This is a genomic window from Nonomuraea sp. B208, assembly GCF_057536035.1.
In genome coordinates this window covers 49,819-66,839 of sequence record NZ_BAAJOU010000032.1, presented here as the reverse complement: position 1 = coordinate 66,839, position 17,021 = coordinate 49,819, and the positions used below count along the sequence as shown (strand labels likewise).

Sequence of the window (17,021 nt, the reverse complement as noted above, 5' to 3'; positions counted from 1 at the left end):
GACGATCGCGACCCGCCTGCCGGGCGTGAGCCGCAGCGACACGCCGTCCAGCGCGGGCCGGGTCTCCTCGGGGGCGGGGGAGTGGCGGACGACCAGGTCCTCGACCTCGACGGTCAGGGGGGACTCCGGCCGCGGCGCGGGGGCGGCCGGGTCGGCGACGGCCGGGGCCGCGGCGCGCACCTCGCGCAGCCGGCGCAGCGCCGCCGTGATGCCCGCCATCCGCTCGCCCGCCGCCGCGAGCGGCAGCACCGGCTCGAACGACACCAGCGCGGTCAGCGCGAGCACCGCCGTGCCGACCGAGCCCACCTGCGCGCCCTGGGCGAGCAGCACCACGGCGGCGACGGTCAGGCCCTGCAGCAGGGTGCCCCCGGCGAGCGCGGCGGCGTGCACGCGGGCCTGACGGCGTTCGAGCGCGGCCAGCGCCTCGTCGGCGGCCTCCGCCCGGCGCAGGGCCGCCTCGTCGGCCCCGTACGCGGCCAGGTCCGCCGAGCCGTGCACCAGGTCCGCCACCCGGCCCGCCAGCTCGGCGCGGGCCGGCGCGATCCTCGCCGCCCAGCGGCGGGCGGCCGCCGCCGTGCCCGCGGGCAGCGCGAGCCCGGCCAGCGCCAGCCCGGCCACCAGCACCAGCGCCGCGAGCGGCAGGATGGTCAGTCCGACGATCACGGCCGCCAGCCCGGCCACGGCCGCCGCGGCGGCCGGCAGCAGGCAGCGCACCAGCAGGTCCTGCACCGCCTCGGTGTCGTCCACCATGCGGCTCAGCAGGTCGGCGCCGCCGTGACGGGGCCGCTGCGGCGGGATCAGCGCGCCGTAGAGGTCCTCGCGGGTGCCGGCCTGGGCGCGCAGGGCCACGTCGTGGCCGGTGAGGCGCTCGACGTAGCGGAAGACGCCCTTGCTCGTCGCGAACGCCCTGGTCGCCACGATCGCCACGCTCAGCGCGGCCAGCGGCGGCTGCTGGGCGGCCCTGGTGATCAGCCAGGCCGCCGCCGCGATCAGGCCGAGCCCGGCCAGATCCGCCGCCGCCCCGGCCAGCACGGCCCACACCAGCCGCTTGCCCATGACCCGCCTCATGCCTCGCCCCCGCTCTCGCCCTGTACGACCGCCACGCGCCCACCCTGCCGCCCGGTGCCCGGCCCGGCGTCCGCGGTGTCGGCGACGACGCGGCCCGCGTGCAGGCGGATGATGCGGTCGGCCAGGTCGATCATCGCCGGCCGGTGGGCGACGATGACGGCCGTACGGCCCCGCGCCAGCTCGGCCGTGCCCGCCACCACCGCCGCCTCGCTGCGCCCGTCCAGGCGTGCCGTGGGCTCGTCCAGGAGCAGCACGGACGCCTCGGGCCGGCAGAAGGCGCGGGCCAGCGCCACCCGCTGCCGCTGCCCGGCCGACAGGTTCGCGCCCCGCTCGCCGAGCACGGTCGCGAACCCCTGGGGGAGCGCGGCCACGAAGTCGGCGTGGGCTGCCTCGGCGGCGCGGCGTACGTCCTCGTCGGAGGCCCCGGGCGCGCCGAGGCGGATGTTGTCCGCGACCGACGTCGCGAACAGGTGCGGCCGCTGCGCCACGAACGCCAGCCGCGCCCGCCACGCCGCCGGGTCCAGCTCCCGCAGGTCGGCGCCGTCCACGAGCACCCGGCCCGCGGCCGGCTCCACGAACCCGAGCAGCAGGTGCAGCAGCGTGCTCTTGCCGCCGCCGCTCTCGCCCACCAGCGCCACCCGCTCCCCGGGCGCGATGGTGAGCGTGACGTCCTCCAGCGCGGCGGCCTCGCGTCCCGGATAGCGTACGGTGACGTTCTCCAGCCGGATCTCCGGCGGGCCCGCCGAGCGCGGCGCGGCCCGGCCGGCGCCCTCACGCCGTGCGTCGTCCCCGGTCGTGTCCAGCACGGCGAAGGCCGCGTCGGCCGCCGCCACGCCCTCCATGGAGGCGTGGAAGCGCGTCCCCATGGCCCGCAGCGGCAGGTACGCCTCCGGCGCCAGCAGCAGCACCAGCAGCGCCGTCGTGAGGTCCAGCGAGCCGCCGAGCAGCCGCAGCCCGATCGGCACCGCCACCAGCGCCAGCGACAGCGACGCGCACAGCTCCAGCACCAGCGACGACAGGAACGCCACCCGCAGCGTACGCATGGTCGCGCTCCGGTGGGCCTCGGCCACCTGCCGGATGACGCCGGCCTGGTAGCGGGCCCGGCCGAAGGCGCGCAGGGTGGGCAGGCCGCGTACGACGTCGAGGAAGTGCCCGCCGAGCCGCGACAGCGCGAGGTACTGACGTTCGGTGACCGCCTTGGTCGTCATGCCCACGAGCGCGCCGAAGATCGGGATGAGCGGCAGCGTGACGAGCACGATGACGGCGCTGGCGAGGTCGGCGGCGAACAGCCGGACCAGCACGGCGATCGGCACCACCCCGGCGACCGCGATCGACGGCAGGTAGCCGGTGAGGTAGGCGTCCAGGCCGTCGAGGCCGCGCCCGGTCAGCGTGACCAGCTCGCCCGAGCGGTGCGCGGCCAGTCCTCCGGGACCCAGCTCGCGCAGCCGGGCCAGCAGCCGGCGGCGCAGCGCCGACTTCACGCCGGTCGCGGTGCGCCCGGCGAAGACCCCCTGCGTCCAGGCGAGCAGCGCCCGCACCCCGACGACGGCGGCCACCGCCGCCAGCGCGGCGGCGGTGAAGCGGCCGGACAGCACGCCGGCCAGCAGCTCGGCCTGGACCAGCACGAGCAGCCCGGCCAGTACGGCCGCCACCAGCGTGACGGTCAGGTGGAGGCGTACCGCCCGCTCGGCCCGCATGAGCCGCAGAAGATCCTTGTGCACGTGTCCTCAGAAGAACGACGGGAGCCGGAAGGCGTCCTTCCCTGGGCGGAAAGTGCGCCATACCCATAGTTGCGCGCCCAGCATGATGGGTGCGAACGGCAGGACCATGAGACTGAGCACATTCAACGTAGCGGCCGACGCACTGTGCTCGACCAGGTACGGCATCGCCCCGGCCAGCACCCCGGCCGCGGGCAGCGCCGCCACGGCCCCCGACACGACCAGCGCCCGCCCCGGCCGGGCCGCGCCGAACTCGCCCGGCGTCCTCCAGGCCAGGAACGTCCACCCGTGCCAGGCGAACAGCAGCGTCACCACCATGCCCAGCATCAGCCCCAGCGGGTGCATCGGCCCGGCGGCGAACCCGGTGGCCGCGGCGTACAGCGCCATGCCCCATCCGAACGACAGCCCCAGCGACCCGAAGGCGATCATCGCGTCCCAGAAGCCGCGCCACCCCCGCCCGTCCGCGCGGCGGCGGAACCACAGGCCGGCGTCGCGCAGCACCCAGCTCAGCAGCATCGCCACCACGACCGGGTAGAGCGCGAACAGCACCTCGCCCTCCAGCGCCGGATAGACCCCGAACAGCGTCCCCGCCACGGCCACCAGCCACACCTCGTTGGCCAGCACGTACGGCGCCATCGCCGCCACCATGCGGTCGCGCCCCTCGCGGGTGCGCCCGAGCAGCGGCAGCAGCAGCCCGACCCCGAGGTCGAAGCCCTCCAGCGCGAAGTAGCCGACCAGCAGCACCGCGAAGAAGGCGAACCAGATCACTTCCATGTCAGTCCTCCCTAGAGGCTCAGCGCGGGGGCGCGGGTCTCGCCGGGCACGCCGGCGCCGAGGTCGGGCTCACGTGGCCCGCGCCTGATCGTCCGCGCGATGAGCACGTAGTCGACGACCGCGAGCAGCCCCAGCACGCCCGCGAACCCGATCAGCGAGGCGGTGACCATGCCCGCCGTGAGTCCGGGCGTCATGGCGTCGGCGACGGTCAGCCTGCCCCAGATCATCCACGGCTGCCGCCCGACCTCCCTGGCCACCCACCCGGCGATGGACAGCACGAACGGCAGCGGCGTCATCGCGACGAGCAGCGGATACGTCCACCGCCAGCGCGGCAGGACGCGGATCAGCGGCAGCATGACGAGCAGCACGACCAGCCCGAGCAGCTGCCCGACCTCCATCATGAGGGCCAGCCCGATCGCCGCTCCGACGTTGTCCCACTTGCCGTCCTGCACCCCGGCGAACTGCGCGTAGCCGAAGCCCATCGTGAACGTGATGCCGATCGCGGCCGTCACCACGCCGAGCCGCATCGAGCGGGTGAAGAACTCGACCTGCTCGGTGCGCCGCCGCAGCATGTACGCGCTCGCCCCGACCAGCACCATGCCGCCGGTGAACAGCCCGGCCGCCACGACGTGCGGGAAGGAGAACACCAGCGCCTTGTTGGTCAGCAGCGCCCCGAAGTCGACCAGCTCCAGCCGGCCGTCGCGGGCGACGGACCCGGCCGGGTTCTGCAGGAACGAGTTGGCCAGCATGATGAAGAACGCGCTCGCGTACGCGGTGAGCGTCACGAGCCAGATGCACGCCAGGTGCAGCCACCGCGGCAGCCGGCCCCAGCCGAAGATCCACAGCCCGAGGAACGTGGACTCCAGGAAGAAGGCCAGCAGCGTCTCCATGGCGAGGGGCGCGCCGAAGACGTCCCCGGCGTAGTGGGACAGTCCGCTCCACGCCAGGCCGAACTGGAACTCCATCACCAGCCCGGTCACGATGCCGAGCGCGTAGTTGATGACGTAGATCTGCCCCCAGAAGCGGGTCATCGCCTCGTGGAGCGGCCGGCCCGTCATCGCCCATCGGGTGTGCATGAGCGCGACCAGTGGCGCCATCCCCAGCGTGAGCACGACGAACAGGAAGTGCAGCCCGCCGGTCACGGCGAACTGGGTGCGTGCCAGGTCGAGTACGTCCATTCCGGCTCCGGTCCGATCCGTAGTTGTGTCTGCCTACATATAGACACTCTACATATAGACGGCCTACATGTAGGCTGTCTATGTGACGATCGGTTGCCTAAGATCTGAGACATGAATCCGGACGCGCTGCGCGGGCACATGGACGCACTCCTGCTCGCGGTGCTGGAGCGCGAGCCGCTGCACGGCTACGCCATCATCGAGGCGCTGCAGGAGCGCAGCGGCGGCGCGCTGAGCGTGCCGACCGGCACGGTCTACCCGGCGCTGCGCCGGCTGGAGCGCATCGGCCACCTGTCCAGCGAATGGGCGACGGTGGGCGGGCGCAAGCGGCGCACCTACCGGCTGACGGACTCGGGCAGGAGGCAGCTCGAAGGGGAGCGCTCGGCCTGGCGCGAGTTCGCCAGCGTGATCGGCGGCGTGCTGCGTCCCGAGACCCCCGCCTCAGGCTGACGGGCTCAGACTGGCGGGCTCAGACTGACGGCCTCAGGTTGGCGGGCTCAGACTGACGGGCAGGGCGTCACGACGGGGCGGGTGAGGCGCAGGCAGCGGGACGCCCCATAGATCTGCAGCCCCCACAGCGCGGCGGTCACCAGGTTGGCCAGCAGCGTCGGCAGAGGGGAGAGCGTGCTGGTCTGGTCCGCGCCGTACGTCAGCAGCAGGCCCAGCCCGCTCGTGACCGGCAGCGAGACCCACACCGTCACCGCCAGCGATCTGGTGAGCAGGCGCGGCCGGCGGATCCACCGCGCGCCCCGGCCCAGGGCGAGCAGCACCAGCCCGCCGTACAGGCCGACGGCGAGCTGCGCGGCGTCGAGCAGCCGTGAGACCGCGACGTACCAGCCGGGCTTGGCCAGCCAGGCGGTCTCGGTCGCCGGGTAGAGCCGCCACAGCATCGACCACATGAGCACGGTGATCGGCACGCCGACGAACAGCAGGGTGCCGAGCCGCCGCCCGGCGGCGCAGGTCAGCTCCGCCTGGTAGCCCGGGGCGATCTCCTCGACCGGCCCGAACCCGGCCACCGCCACCCGCTCCGCCTCCGCCCGGTCCAGGCCCTCGGCCTCCAGGGCGTCGGCGGCGTCGGTGAGGCTGTCGCGCGCCTCGACGATCAGGTCCCGCCTGGGACCGGGCGGGCCGGCGAGCGCGCGGTTCAGCTCGGCCACGTAGTCGTGGATGCGCATGATCCCGATTGTACGGAGGGCCCCTGCCGCCGGTCACTCCGGGAATTCCCTGATATGCGGCTCCGCCGGGGCTTGTCATGTAGGAAAAATCCTACATATAGTGGCGGACATGCTGATTTCCGCGATCCAGACCGTCACCGTGCCCGTCGCCGACCAGGAGCGGGCGCTGGAGTTCTACGCCGGCGTCCTCGGCTTCGACGTACGCGCCGACAACCCCTTCCCCATGGGCCGCTGGCTCACCGTCGCCCCCAAGGGCGGCGAGACCGCGCTCCTGCTCGCCTCCTGGTTCCCCGGCATGGCCCCGATCGGCGGCCTCGTCCTGGCCGCGCCCGACCTCGACGAGCTGGCCGCGCGGCTGCGCGAGCACGGCGTCGAGGCCGAGGGCCCGAGCGAGCAGCCCTGGGGACGGCAACTGCTGTTCCACGACCCGTTCGGCAACGGCTTCGTCGTCACTCAGGCATGAGCGCCGACCACGTCTTCGCCGCCCTCGCCAGCCCCGCCCGGCGCGAGCTGCTGCGCCTGCTGCTGGAGGAGGACGGCCAGCCCGCCGGGCGGCTGGCCGAGCGGTTCGCCATGAGCCGGCCCAGCGTGTCGGAGCATCTGAAGGTGCTCAGGGACGCCGGGCTGGTCGCCGAGACACGGCAGGGCAGGGAGCGGCTCTACCGACTGGAGCCCGCGCCGCTGATGGAGATCCGTGACTGGCTCTCGCCGTACGAACGCTTCTGGCGCGAGAAGCTCGCCGCGCTGACCACCCTGCTCGACGAGATGGAGGACGACGATGCCGGCTCCCGCTGAGGACCGCACCGCGATCAGGCTCGACCAGTTCATCGCGCACCCGCCCGCCAAGGTGTGGCGGGCGCTGACCGAGCCCGACCTGATCGCCAAATGGCTCATGCCCGGCGACTTCCGGCCGGAGGTCGGGCACCGCTTCACCTTCCGTACGACGCCGAAGAAGTCCGTCGGCTTCGACGGCGTGGTGCACTGCGAGGTGCTGGAGCTGGAGCCGGAGCGGCTGCTGAAGCTGAGCTGGCGCGACGGCGGGAGCGCCGACTGGACCGTCACCTGGCGGCTGGAGCCCGAGGGCCGCGGCACCCGGTTGTTCCTCGACCACGAGGGCTTCGACCCCGAAGACGAGCTGCAGCAGATGTCGCGCCGCATCATGGGCGGCGGCTGGCGCTCGGCGGCCTACCGGCGCATCGCCGAGATCGTCGACGCGCTCTGACGGGGGTGGCCGGTCAGGGATGGACGGCGGAGGCGTGGCCGGCCGACGCCCACACCACGGCGACCAGGGCGACCGTCGCCAGAGCGGTTAACCAGCCCGCCGTCCGGCCGAGCCGGGGGCCGTAGCCGAACAGCAGCCACGACACCGGCAGCCACCAGTGGTGGCCGGCCCGGCGGCGCATCTCCATTGCGGCGAAGGCGAAGTCGGCGGCCGTGGCGCGGTCGCTGGGCCGCAGCCCGGCGTAGAGCGCGGCCAGGGCCTCGGGGGAGAGGCCCTGCTCGCCGGACGCCTGCTCGCCGCCCGCGCCGCCGGCGCCGCCCGCGCCGCGCTCGTCGGCGAGGACGCTGCGCCGGGCGAACCAGCGCAGCACCGGCCAGCGCAGGCTCACCTGCACCCCGCGCGGCGTGAGCGCGAACGCGCAGTCCTTGACCCGCACCCCCGCGGGATGGACGATCCCGGCGAACCGGCAGGCCGACAGGTCCAGCCCGTGCAGCGTCAGGTCGGCCGCCTGGACCTGGCGCAGCGAGCTCACCCCCGACCGGCCCCGGCCGCTCACCACGGCCGGGCCGCGCAGCACCGCGCCCTCCAGGTCGGCGGAGGAGTCGGTCAGCTTGACCGCGGTCGCGCCGGCCACCTCCACGCCGCGCAGGTCCACGCCGCAGCGCGTCACCGTGACGTCGAGGGTCGCGTCGGCGCGGGCGCGGGCCAGCGACAGCCGCCCGGTGGCCGACAGGTACGCGTCCGCCGCGAAGTGCGCCGCCTCGAACCCGGCGTTGCCGCTCACCTTGCGGAAGGACAGGGTGCGGCCGAAGCGCGCGCCGCGGAAGGCGCCTCCGTCGCCGAGGCGGGCGCCGTCGAAGGTGGCGTAGCCGTCGAACCTGGCCCGTTCGCACGACAGCCCGTGCCCGAAGTCGGCCTGGCTGAACAGGGCGTCGCGCGACATGACGGCCCGGTCGAGCGAGACGTGGCCGCGTACCGCGACGCCGTGGAAGGACAGCTCCCGCGCAAAACGGGCGCCGGCCAGCGACACGTTGCCCTCGAAGCGGGCGCCGAAGAACGAGGCCAGCCGGTCGAAGCGGGCGTCGTCGAGCGAGACGTCGCCGCAGAAGGTGACGCCCGACAGGCGTACGTCGCCGGTGAACCTGACCCGCTCCATCCGCGCCCGCCCGAGCCGGCCGCCGGTCGCCTCCAGCACCCTGCTGAGCAGGTCGCCGGTGAGCGTCGTGCCGCGCAGGTCGAGCAGACGGCCGGGGGCCACGCGGGCGAGCGTCTCCGCGACCTCCTCCGGCGACAGGTGGGCGAGGCAGAGGCCGGACGGCCTGGTGGCGACTCCGGTGCAGGCAGCCGAATACGCGCAGGTGACCCAGTCCATGCACTGCTCATACCCGCGTACGCCGACCGTCAAGGATCGGTGTTTAAATGTTCTATCCGCATTTATGCGGATATATGCAGTCGAAAACCCTCTCCTGTACGCCCCCCACGCCCGGCCGGCCCCTGGCCGGAGCTGGAATGCCGCGGACGGGGTATGGGTTCTACCTCACGACAATGACGACGATCAGCGAGGAGCCACTTGTGGCGACCATCGAAGTAACCGAGAAGAACTTCAACGACATCGCCGACAAGGGCATCGTGCTGCTGGACTTCTGGGCGACCTGGTGCCCGCCGTGCAGGCAGTTCGGGCCGATCTTCGAGAAGGCCTCGGAGCAGCACGCCGACATCACCTTCGGCAAGATCGACACCGACGCGGAGCAGGCGCTCGCGCAGGGCTTCGACATCACCTCGATCCCGACGCTCATGGCCATCCGCGACGGGATCGTGGTCTTCGCGCAGGCCGGCGCCATCCCGGCCCCCGCGCTGGAGGACCTCATCCGGCAGGTCAGGGCGCTCGACATGGACGCCATCAGGCAGGAGCTCAGCGAGGAGCTGAAGCAGGCCGAACAGAACTAGCAGCCGGCCCAAGAAAAAGCCCCGCCACAGGCGGGGCTTTTCTCGTACGGTGTCACGCCTTGCGGCCGACGCCCACGTAGCCGAAGTCGACGCCGTTGCCCGGCGCCAGCGGATCGTCGGGACGCCACCCCGCCGGGAACGTCAGCCCCGGCTCGGCCAGCTCGTAGCCGTCGAAGAAGCGCAGGACGCCCTCGCGGTCGCGCAGGTTGAGCGCGGCGGTGGCCCTGCGGTAGATCTCCAGCGCCTGCTCGGTGGTGTCCGGCGTGGTGTCCACGGCGTGGCTGATCACGAGGTAGCTGCCGGGGGCGCTCACCTCGCGCAGCTTGGCCACCACGTCGTAGGCGATCTCGTCCGGGATGAAGTGCAGCAGCGCCAGCGCCAGGAACGCCACCGGCTGCTTGAAGTCGATCAGCCCGGCCAGCTTGTCCAGCAGCGCGTCGGCCTCGCGCACGTCGGCCTGGAGGAAGTCGACGTTCTCCTTCCTGGCCAGCAGCGCCCGCCCGTGCACGCACACCACGGAGTCGTAGTCGACGTAGACGACGCGGGCCTCCGGAGCGATCTCGTGGGTGTTGCCCTGGGTCGGCAGGCCGGCGCCCAGGTCCACGATCTGCCGCACACCGTTGTCCACGAGGTAGCGCACCGCGCGGCGCAGGAACTCGCGGTTGGCGCGGGCCCCCTCCTTGGTGTGGGGGAAGGTCTTCAGGATCTGCTCCGCCGCCGCCCGGTCGGCCGCGAAATTGTCCTTGCCGTCGAGGTAGTAGTCATACATCCGCGCGACGTTGGGGACGTTGGGGTCCACCCCTTCCGGGGCACCACTGTCCACGATTGGCTCCAAGTTTTCGCCCTCTTTCGTGGCGATCATAGCGGCGGAACCTCACGAATAACGTGAATTCCGTTCGGTATCAGGAGCCACTGAGACGCAGATCACCATGACGGGCAGCCGCCGGGCGGCGGGCCGGGAGCGGCCCGCCGCCGGGGCGAGTGAGCGTGCGTCAGCCGCGGTAGAGCTCGGCGACGCGGAAGGCCAGGTCAAGGGACTGGCTGCGGTTGAGACGGGGGTCGCAGGCCGTCTCGTAGCGGGTGGCGAGGTCGGTCTCGACGATGCCGTGGCCGCCGCCCACGCACTCGGTCACGTCGTCGCCGGTGAACTCGATGTGGATGCCGCCCGGGTGCGTGCCGAGCGAGCGGTGCACCTCGAAGAAGCCGGCCACCTCGTCGAGGACGTCGTCCAGGCGGCGCGTCTTGTGCCCGCTGGGCGCCTCGAAGGTGTTGCCGTGCATCGGGTCGCAGATCCACGCCACCTGCGCGCCGGCCGCCGTGACCTCCTTGACCAGCGCGGGCAGGTGCTCGCGGATCTTGGTGGCGCCCATGCGGGTGATGAACGTGAGCCGCCCCGCCTCGTTGGCCGGGTTGAGCCGCTCGACCAGGTCAAGAGCCTCCTGCGGCGTGGTGGTCGGGCCGAGCTTCACGCCGATCGGGTTGCGGATGCGGGCGAAGAAGTCGACGTGCGCCCCGTCGAGCTGGCGGGTGCGCTCGCCGATCCAGACCATGTGCGCCGACACGTCGTACGGCAGGCCGGTCCGCGAGTCGATGCGGGTGAGCGCCCGGTCGTAGTCGAGAATCAGCGCCTCGTGCGAGGAGTAGAACTCGACGGTGTGGAACTCCTCGGGATCGGCGCCGCAGGCCCGCATGAACGCGAGCGCCTGGTCGATCTCCCTGGCCAGCTGCTCGTAGCGGCGGCCGGCCGGCGAGCCGGACACGAAGTCCTGGTTCCAGGCGTGCACCTGCCGCAGGTCGGCGTAGCCGCCCTTGGTGAAGGCGCGCGCCAGGTTGAGCGTCACGGCCGAGGAGTGGTAGGCCTTGAGCAGCCGCCACGGATCCGGCGTGCGCGACTCGGCGGTGAACTCGAACCCGTTGACCATGTCACCCCGGTAGGCGGGCAGCTCGACGCCGTCGCGCACCTCGGTGGGCTTGGAGCGCGGCTTGGCGAACTGACCGGCCACCCGGCCGATCTTGACGACCGGCACCTTGCCCGCGTAGGTCAGCACGATCGCCATCTGCAGCAACGTCTTGAGCTTGTTGCGGACGTTGTCGGCGGTCGCGCCGGAGAAGGTCTCGGCGCAGTCGCCGCCCTGCAGGACGAACGCCTCACCGCGGGCCACGGCGGCCAGCTGGTCCTTCAGCTGGTCGCACTCGCCGGCGAACACCAAGGGGGGCAGGCCGCCGAGCTCGGCGACGACCTTGTCGAGCTCGCTGCGATCGGGCCAGTCGGGCTGCTGGGCCGCGGGGAGGGCTCGCCAGGAATCGAGATCCAGTAGATTGCTGCTCACGAGATACGAGGGTATGCCAAGGAGCCCCTACCTACCGACCTCGTTGTCCACGTTTTGGCCATTACCGGTGCGTAGCCTCTCCACGGACCTCCTCCGTCTCCACGTGCTCGGGCCGGATCCCCACGCCGACCAGGCGCGGAAGCAGCCGGTTGAGCAGCGGCACCCGCGTCAGATCGCGCGGCAGCACGCCGGGGTCGAAGCTGCCGCGCAGGGCCCGGCGGACGAGCAGGTTCTGGGCCACGCGCTGGGCCGTCTGGGTGATCACGGTGGGCGGCGTGCGCCGCCGCTGGATCCGGTGCAGCAGCGACTCGGGGACCGGCGCGCCCGACCGCAGCGGGGCGGCGAGTGCGTTGGCGGCGGCCACCGCGTCCTGCACGGCCAGGTTGATGCCCACGCCGAACACCGGCGACATCGCGTGCGCGGCGTCGCCGATGCACAGGAAGCCGGGCCGGTGCCAGCGGCGCAGCCGGTTGATCGCCACGGTGAGCACGCTCACGTCGTCGTAGCTCCCGAGCTCGGAGACGCGGTCGGCGAGGAACGGCAGCAGCCGCGCGACGGGCCGGCGCAGCGCCTCGATGCCCTGGCCGACCAGCCGGTCGTGGCCGCCCTTCGGGATGAGGTAGGCGAGCTGCCAGTAGCTCACCCGGTTGATGCCCACCATCATGTGGCCGCGCGAGACGCGCAGGAACGTGTCCGCCGGGTCGCCGTCCCGCCAGGGCAGCCGGAACCACAGCACGTCCATCGGCGCGCCCAGCTCGCGCGGCACCAGGCCCGCCCGCTCGCGCAGCGCCGAGCGCCGGCCGTCGGCCGCGACGGTCAGGTCCGCCCGCAGCTCGTGCTCGCCGGACGCGTCGCGGTAACGCACCCCGCGCACCGCGCCGCGCTCGCGGATCAGGTCGTACGCCTCCGCCCCCATCAGCAGCCGGAAGCCGGGGTAGCGGCGGGCGGCCGAGGTGAGGATCGTGAGGAAGTCCCATTGGGGGACGAACGCGATGTAGTCGTACGGGCGGGGCAGCCGGCGCAGCGACGCCATGCGGACCTCGCCGGCGTCGGTGACCAGTCCGACGTCGCGCACCTCCTGGTGGGGCAGTTTCAGCAGCTCGTCCACCAGGCCCAGCTCGTCGAGCACCTGAAGGGTCGAGGGGTGGATGGTGTCTCCGCGGAAGTCACGGAGGAAGTCGGCGTGCTTCTCCAGGAGCGTGACCTCCACGCCCGCTCTGGCCAGCAGCAGGGCGAGCATCGCGCCCGCAGGGCCGCCGCCCGCGATCACAGCAGTCATAATTCATCACCTGATGAGATTGTCTCACGTCCACGGAAAGAAGCAAGGGCCTGAGCCATCCGGCGTGCCCGAGCGGCCGAAGTACATGCGTGAGCCGCCTCTCACCCCGGAAGTGATCATGGACGACGACCTCCACGCCCTCTCCGGCGCCTACGCCGTGGACGCGCTGCCGTACGCGGAGTGGGTGGTGTTCGAGGAGCACCTGCGCGGGTGCGCCGGGTGCGGGACGGAGGTGCGGCGACTGCGCGAGACGGCCGCCCGGCTGGCCGGCGCCGTGGCGGTGAACCCGCCGCCCGGACTGCGTCCACGCCTGCTCGCCGCCGCCCGCCGCCCCTCCCCGCGCCCCATGCTTCCCCTGCTCGGCGACGCCCCTGCGCGGGGTGACGGTCTCGCGCCACCCCCTGTCGCACGGCCTTGGCCGGGAGAAGAGCGGCGGCGGAAGTGGGGACAGGGATGGGGGCGGAGGCGGGAGCAAGGGCCTGGGCAGGGGCGGGGGTGGCCGGCGAGGATGCTGGCCGGGCTGGCCGCCGTGTGCGCGGCGGCCGCCGTCGGGCTCGGCGCGGTGGCCGTGGACGCGCGCCGCGACTCCGGCGGCCTGGCCGCCGAGAGTCGTCGGCTCGCCGAGGTCAACCAGCGGCTGTCGGACGCCAACCAACGGCTCACGGGTGTCAACCGGCAGGTCGCGGAGGCCAATCAGCGGCTCGCCGGCGTCAACCGGCAGGTCGCCGTGCTGCTGGCCGCGTCCGACGCCCGGACCGTGCGGCGCCCCGTCGCCTCCGGCGGGACCGCGACGGTGGTGGTGTCACGCTCGGCGGGCCGCCTGCTGTTCACCTCGTCCGGGCTGCCGTCGCTGCCGGAGTCGCGCGGGTACGAGCTGTGGCTGTTGGGTCCGGGCGGGCCGCGCCCCGCCGGGCTGCTGGGTCGCGCCGAGGGCGGCGTCACCGCTCCCGTCGTGGTGACGCCGCTACGCGGCGACGAGCGGGTGGCACTCACGGTCGAACCGGCACGCGGCTCACCCCGGCCGACCACCGACCCGATCCTCCTCGCCGACCTCCCCGCAGCCTGACCGGAGAAAGTCGGAAAAGGGGGATCTGGGCAAAAGATGGTCTTGTGGGAGATAGTGCAGGGCATGCGTAAATTAGCGGCCCTGATCACGGCCGCAGCCCTGCTGCACGTCCCCGTCGCCGCCACTCCCGCCGCAGCCGCCGACGCGGCCGCCCCCGGCGCAGCCACCGTCGTCCCCGTGCAGGTCACCGGCCCGCCGGCCAAACGGTTCAACCTCGTCGTCATGGGCGACGGCTACACCGAGGCCGAGCAGGCGAAGTTCCGTGCCGACGTGGACCGGCACCTCAACGTCATGTGGTCGATCGAGCCGTTCAAGTCCTACCGGAACTACGTCAACGTCTACCGCATCGACATCGTCTCCGGCGAGTCCGGCGTGAGCTGCGACCCCGGCCTGGACGCCCCCCGCCGCACCACCCCCCTGAGCATGGGCTTCTGGGGCCGCTGCAACCCGGGCAGCGTGCAGCGCCTCATCACCATGGACAACGCCGCCGCCACCCGCTACGCCGACATGGTGACCGGCACGACGTCCGGCAACCGGCAGATCCTCGCCCTGGCCAACAGCGGCACGTACGGCGGCGCCGGCGGCTCCTACGCCACCGCCTCCGGCAGCAACAGCATGTCGGCCCTGATCAGCCCGCACGAGCTGGGCCACTCGCTGGGCGGCCTCCAGGACGAGTACGACTACTACCAGCGCGGCGTCCCCGGCGGCGCCTACACCGGCGGCGAGCCGGGCAGCGCCCACCACACCCTGCTCACCGAGCAGCAGATGCGCGAGCAGCGCAGGAAGTGGTGGCGCTGGCTGGGCGAGCCGAGCGAGTCCGGCGGCACGATCGGCCGCCACGAGGGCGGCCTCTACTACACCAGCGGCGTGTGGCGGCCGAGCGAGCACTCGATGATGAAGACCCTCGGCTACTACTACGACCAGGTCGGCCGCGAGGTCATGACGCAGCGCATCACCGCCAAGACCGCCGTGATCCAGGACGCGACGCCCACGGCCGCGCCCGTCGGCGCGGACCGCGTCCTCTGGGTGGAGCCGATGCGCCCGGTCAGCCACTCCCTGACGACGACCTGGAGCGTGGACGGCCGGACGCTGCCCGGCGACCGTGACGCCCTCGACCTGCGCACCCTCGGCCTCGCGCCGGGCAAGCACACGGTCACGGCCACCGTCGCCGACCCGACCGGCTTCGTCCGCGACCCGGCGATCAAGGCGGCGCTCACCGGCACCCGCACCTGGACCGTGGACACCGCGCTCACCACGCCGTCCGACGGGGTCGCGGTCGAGGTCGTCTCCTCGACGCCCACGGACCGGCCGGTCGGCCGCGCCGACCTCGTCCACGTCGAGACCACCCACCCGGCCGCCGAGATCCCCCGGATCGACTGGCGGCTCGACGGCGGGCAGGTCGACGGCGGCACCGATCTCGACCTCGGCGCGCTCGGCCTGACGCCCGGCGCGCACACGCTCACCGCCACAGTGGGCGGCCGGACGCTCACCTGGGAGGTCGACGCCGCGCCGCCGGCCACCGCGTACGAGCTGTCGCGCCCCCTGGCCCGCGCCGGCGACACCTACGTCTACAACGGCCCGTTCACCATGCGCCTGACCGGCGACGACGACCGCGACGGCTACGTCGTCTCGGAGTCGCGGGTGGACGGCGACGGCTGGTTCAACTACTTCGGCTGGCCCACCTCCTCCGAGCTGCCGTGGACCTTCACCGAGCAGGGCACCGTCATCGACTCCCTGGTCTACGGCAAGCTGCCGCGCGGCCGGCACACCGTCGAGTACCGCTCGATCGACGCGGCCGGCAACATCGGCGAGGCCGGGAGGTTCACCGTCACCACGATCGCCCCGCCGCCCGCCTGCACCCGTACGGTCACCGGCGAGCACCGGGGCCCGCTGGTCGTCGCCGACGGCGTCACCTGCCTCGACGAGGCCAGGGTCACCGGACCCGTCACGGTACGGGCGGGCGCCGGACTGGTCGCCACCGGCGGCCGGATCACCGGCGCGCTGGCCGCCGCGAACCCGGCCGCCGTCCACCTGCTCGGCACCGGCGTCCAGGGCGCGGTGACCGTCACCGGCGCGAAGGAGCTGGTGATCGTGGGGGCCGACCTGCGGGGGGCCGCGCAGCTCACCGGCAGCACGGCCCCGATCCTGTCGGGCACCACGGTGAAGGGTGCGCTCGCCTGCTCGGGCAACACCGCCGTCCCCGCCGACCTCGGCGTGCCGAACGAGCTGTCCGGCACCGGGGCGGGGCAGTGCGCGAAGCTAGCCCACGGTGTCCAGGGAGGCGCGTACGAGGCGGTCCAGCACCTCGGCGAGTGAGGAGAAGGCCGCGTCGCGGAGCCCGGCGTACTCCTCCTCGGGGTACTGCCGGGGTCCGTTCTCCACCAGCAGGATCAGCGACAGGTAGGCCCGGTAGAGGTCGAGCCTGGTCAGCGCGGAGGGCGTGAGCTCCAGCGGCGTCACCTCGCGGTAGCCCGCCAGCAGCGGATCGTCCTCCCGCAGCTCGCCGAAGATCGTCGGCGTGACGAACTCGGCGAGCAGATCGCCCCAGAACGCCCGCTCGTGGTCGATGAGCGCCTGGATCCGCGGCGTGCCCCGCAGGTCCAGGAAGACGTTGCCCACCCAGACGTCGAAGTGCACCAGGCGGGGGGTCGTCACCTCGTCGAGCGCGGGCGCGGCGGCCTCGAACACGGCCAGGATCTCCCCGGCCGGGCGCGGCAGCGGCGTCGGATAGCGCTCGGTGTCGCGCACCAGCGCCCGCGCCATCGCGAGGAACGCCTCCCGCCAGGTCGCGCCGGTGATGCCGGCGTGCGGATAGCCGAACACCTCGCCGGTCACCCCGTTGAGCCTGGCGAGGTGGCGGCCCAGCTCGCGGCGCAGGTCGTCGCCGCAGCCCGGCGGCAGGGCGTCCTTGCAGGCGTTCCAGGAGACGCCGTCGAGCGCGGCCAGCATGAGGTAGTCGCCGCCCAGCACCGGGTCGTCGAACCCGGCGCGCAGCAGCCCGGCCACCGGCACGCCCGCCGCGGCGGCCAGCCCGATGGCGGCCGCCTCCATGCGCAGCAGGTCGCGCTCGTAGCTGAGCTGATCCAGCTCGGGCGGCGGCGCCAGCTTCAGCACCACCTCGCGGCCGTCGTCGAGCGACAGCCGCCACACGGCGTTGGCGAACCCGTCGGTCAGCTCGGCGGACGCCGTGACCCCCGCGCCGAGGGCCCGCCGGGCCAGCGCGTCGAGCTCGGCCGCCGATAAGCGACGTTTGGTCCTGCTGTCCAC

At 73.2% G+C, this 17,021-nt stretch carries 17 protein-coding genes; 7 read left to right on the top strand and 10 right to left on the bottom strand.

All coding sequences use genetic code 11. The features are described 5' to 3' along the window. From AC27IY_RS45385 to AC27IY_RS45370, 4 genes are all read right to left on the bottom strand, one after another. Nucleotides 1-1,068: ABC transporter domain-containing protein (locus AC27IY_RS45385; RefSeq protein ID WP_487181764.1), on the bottom strand; the 1,068-nt coding region annotated here is incomplete at its 3' end. Further along, nucleotides 1,065-2,789: a thiol reductant ABC exporter subunit CydD gene (gene cydD, locus AC27IY_RS45380; RefSeq protein ID WP_487181763.1), complete on the bottom strand. Its 1,725-nt coding sequence runs from the start codon at nt 2,787-2,789 to the stop codon at nt 1,065-1,067. The genes AC27IY_RS45385 and cydD, both read right to left, overlap by 4 nt. Nucleotides 2,790-2,795: 6 nt before the next feature. Further along, nucleotides 2,796-3,560 carry a cytochrome d ubiquinol oxidase subunit II gene (locus tag AC27IY_RS45375; RefSeq protein ID WP_344205853.1) on the bottom strand — a complete coding sequence of 255 codons (765 nt, stop codon included), beginning with the start codon at nt 3,558-3,560 and terminating at the stop codon, nt 2,796-2,798. An 11-nt stretch (nt 3,561-3,571) separates the two neighbouring features. Then, on the bottom strand, nt 3,572-4,738 hold the full coding sequence (locus AC27IY_RS45370) for a cytochrome ubiquinol oxidase subunit I (protein ID WP_423447663.1): 1,167 nt from the start codon (nt 4,736-4,738) through the stop codon (nt 3,572-3,574). Between the two features lie 111 nt (nt 4,739-4,849). Between AC27IY_RS45370 and AC27IY_RS45365 the strand changes: the two genes are divergently transcribed. Next, on the top strand, nt 4,850-5,185 hold the full coding sequence (locus tag AC27IY_RS45365) for a PadR family transcriptional regulator (protein WP_344205856.1): 336 nt from the start codon (nt 4,850-4,852) through the stop codon (nt 5,183-5,185). Nucleotides 5,186-5,232: 47 nt separating this feature from the next. Here the strand turns inward: AC27IY_RS45365 and AC27IY_RS45360 are convergent, their stop codons facing one another. Then, nucleotides 5,233-5,910 carry a permease prefix domain 1-containing protein gene (locus tag AC27IY_RS45360; RefSeq protein ID WP_487181762.1) on the bottom strand — a complete coding sequence of 226 codons (678 nt, stop codon included), beginning with the start codon at nt 5,908-5,910 and terminating at the stop codon, nt 5,233-5,235. 109 nt (nt 5,911-6,019) lie between these two features. Here AC27IY_RS45360 and AC27IY_RS45355 point away from each other — a divergent pair, with 109 nt between their 5' ends. The 3 genes from AC27IY_RS45355 to AC27IY_RS45345 are packed head-to-tail and all read left to right on the top strand — an operon-like array spanning nt 6,020 to nt 7,132. Continuing rightward, complete coding sequence (locus AC27IY_RS45355; RefSeq protein ID WP_423471908.1) at nt 6,020-6,373, top strand: VOC family protein; 354 nt, start codon at nt 6,020-6,022, stop codon at nt 6,371-6,373. Beyond that, nucleotides 6,370-6,705 (top strand): ArsR/SmtB family transcription factor, encoded by a 336-nt coding sequence (locus tag AC27IY_RS45350; RefSeq protein WP_449954602.1) that lies wholly within the window; start codon nt 6,370-6,372, stop codon nt 6,703-6,705. The genes AC27IY_RS45355 and AC27IY_RS45350 overlap by 4 nt, the downstream gene beginning before the upstream one ends. Continuing rightward, entirely contained in the window at nt 6,689-7,132 is a 444-nt protein-coding gene (locus tag AC27IY_RS45345) for an SRPBCC family protein (protein WP_364456526.1), read from the top strand. Before AC27IY_RS45350 ends, AC27IY_RS45345 begins: the two co-directional genes overlap by 17 nt. Before the next feature lie 13 nt (nt 7,133-7,145). On the opposite strand, the gene AC27IY_RS45340 is transcribed toward AC27IY_RS45345, so the two are convergent. Next, nucleotides 7,146-8,504, bottom strand: coding sequence for a pentapeptide repeat-containing protein (locus AC27IY_RS45340; protein WP_487181761.1), 1,359 nt, complete (start codon nt 8,502-8,504; stop codon nt 7,146-7,148). A 200-nt stretch (nt 8,505-8,704) separates the two neighbouring features. On the opposite strand from AC27IY_RS45340, the gene trxA reads away from it, so the two are divergent. Beyond that, nucleotides 8,705-9,079, top strand: a complete 375-nt coding sequence (gene trxA / locus AC27IY_RS45335; protein WP_020540078.1) for a thioredoxin — start codon at nt 8,705-8,707, stop codon at nt 9,077-9,079. A gap of 52 nt (nt 9,080-9,131) precedes the next feature. On the opposite strand, the gene AC27IY_RS45330 is transcribed toward trxA, so the two are convergent. The 3 genes from AC27IY_RS45330 to AC27IY_RS45320 form a co-directional block, all read right to left on the bottom strand. Continuing rightward, on the bottom strand, nt 9,132-9,902 hold the full coding sequence (locus AC27IY_RS45330; protein ID WP_344205866.1) for an SAM-dependent methyltransferase: 771 nt from the start codon (nt 9,900-9,902) through the stop codon (nt 9,132-9,134). 169 nt (nt 9,903-10,071) lie between these two features. Next, nucleotides 10,072-11,409 (bottom strand): class II 3-deoxy-7-phosphoheptulonate synthase, encoded by a 1,338-nt coding sequence (locus AC27IY_RS45325; protein ID WP_020540076.1) that lies wholly within the window; start codon nt 11,407-11,409, stop codon nt 10,072-10,074. Nucleotides 11,410-11,470: 61 nt separating this feature from the next. Next, complete coding sequence (locus AC27IY_RS45320) at nt 11,471-12,688, bottom strand: FAD-dependent oxidoreductase (RefSeq protein ID WP_487181760.1); 1,218 nt, start codon at nt 12,686-12,688, stop codon at nt 11,471-11,473. Between the two features lie 118 nt (nt 12,689-12,806). On the opposite strand from AC27IY_RS45320, the gene AC27IY_RS45315 reads away from it, so the two are divergent. Together AC27IY_RS45315 and AC27IY_RS45310 are read left to right on the top strand one after the other, a co-directional pair. Then, entirely contained in the window at nt 12,807-13,754 is a 948-nt protein-coding gene (locus AC27IY_RS45315) for an anti-sigma factor domain-containing protein (protein ID WP_487181759.1), read from the top strand. Between the two features lie 63 nt (nt 13,755-13,817). Next, on the top strand, nt 13,818-16,070 hold the full coding sequence (locus AC27IY_RS45310; protein ID WP_423471898.1) for a M64 family metallopeptidase: 2,253 nt from the start codon (nt 13,818-13,820) through the stop codon (nt 16,068-16,070). Here the strand turns inward: AC27IY_RS45310 and AC27IY_RS45305 are convergent. Further along, nucleotides 16,014-17,021, bottom strand: coding sequence for a phosphotransferase family protein (locus AC27IY_RS45305; protein ID WP_487181758.1), 1,008 nt, complete (start codon nt 17,019-17,021; stop codon nt 16,014-16,016). The genes AC27IY_RS45310 and AC27IY_RS45305 overlap by 57 nt on opposite strands.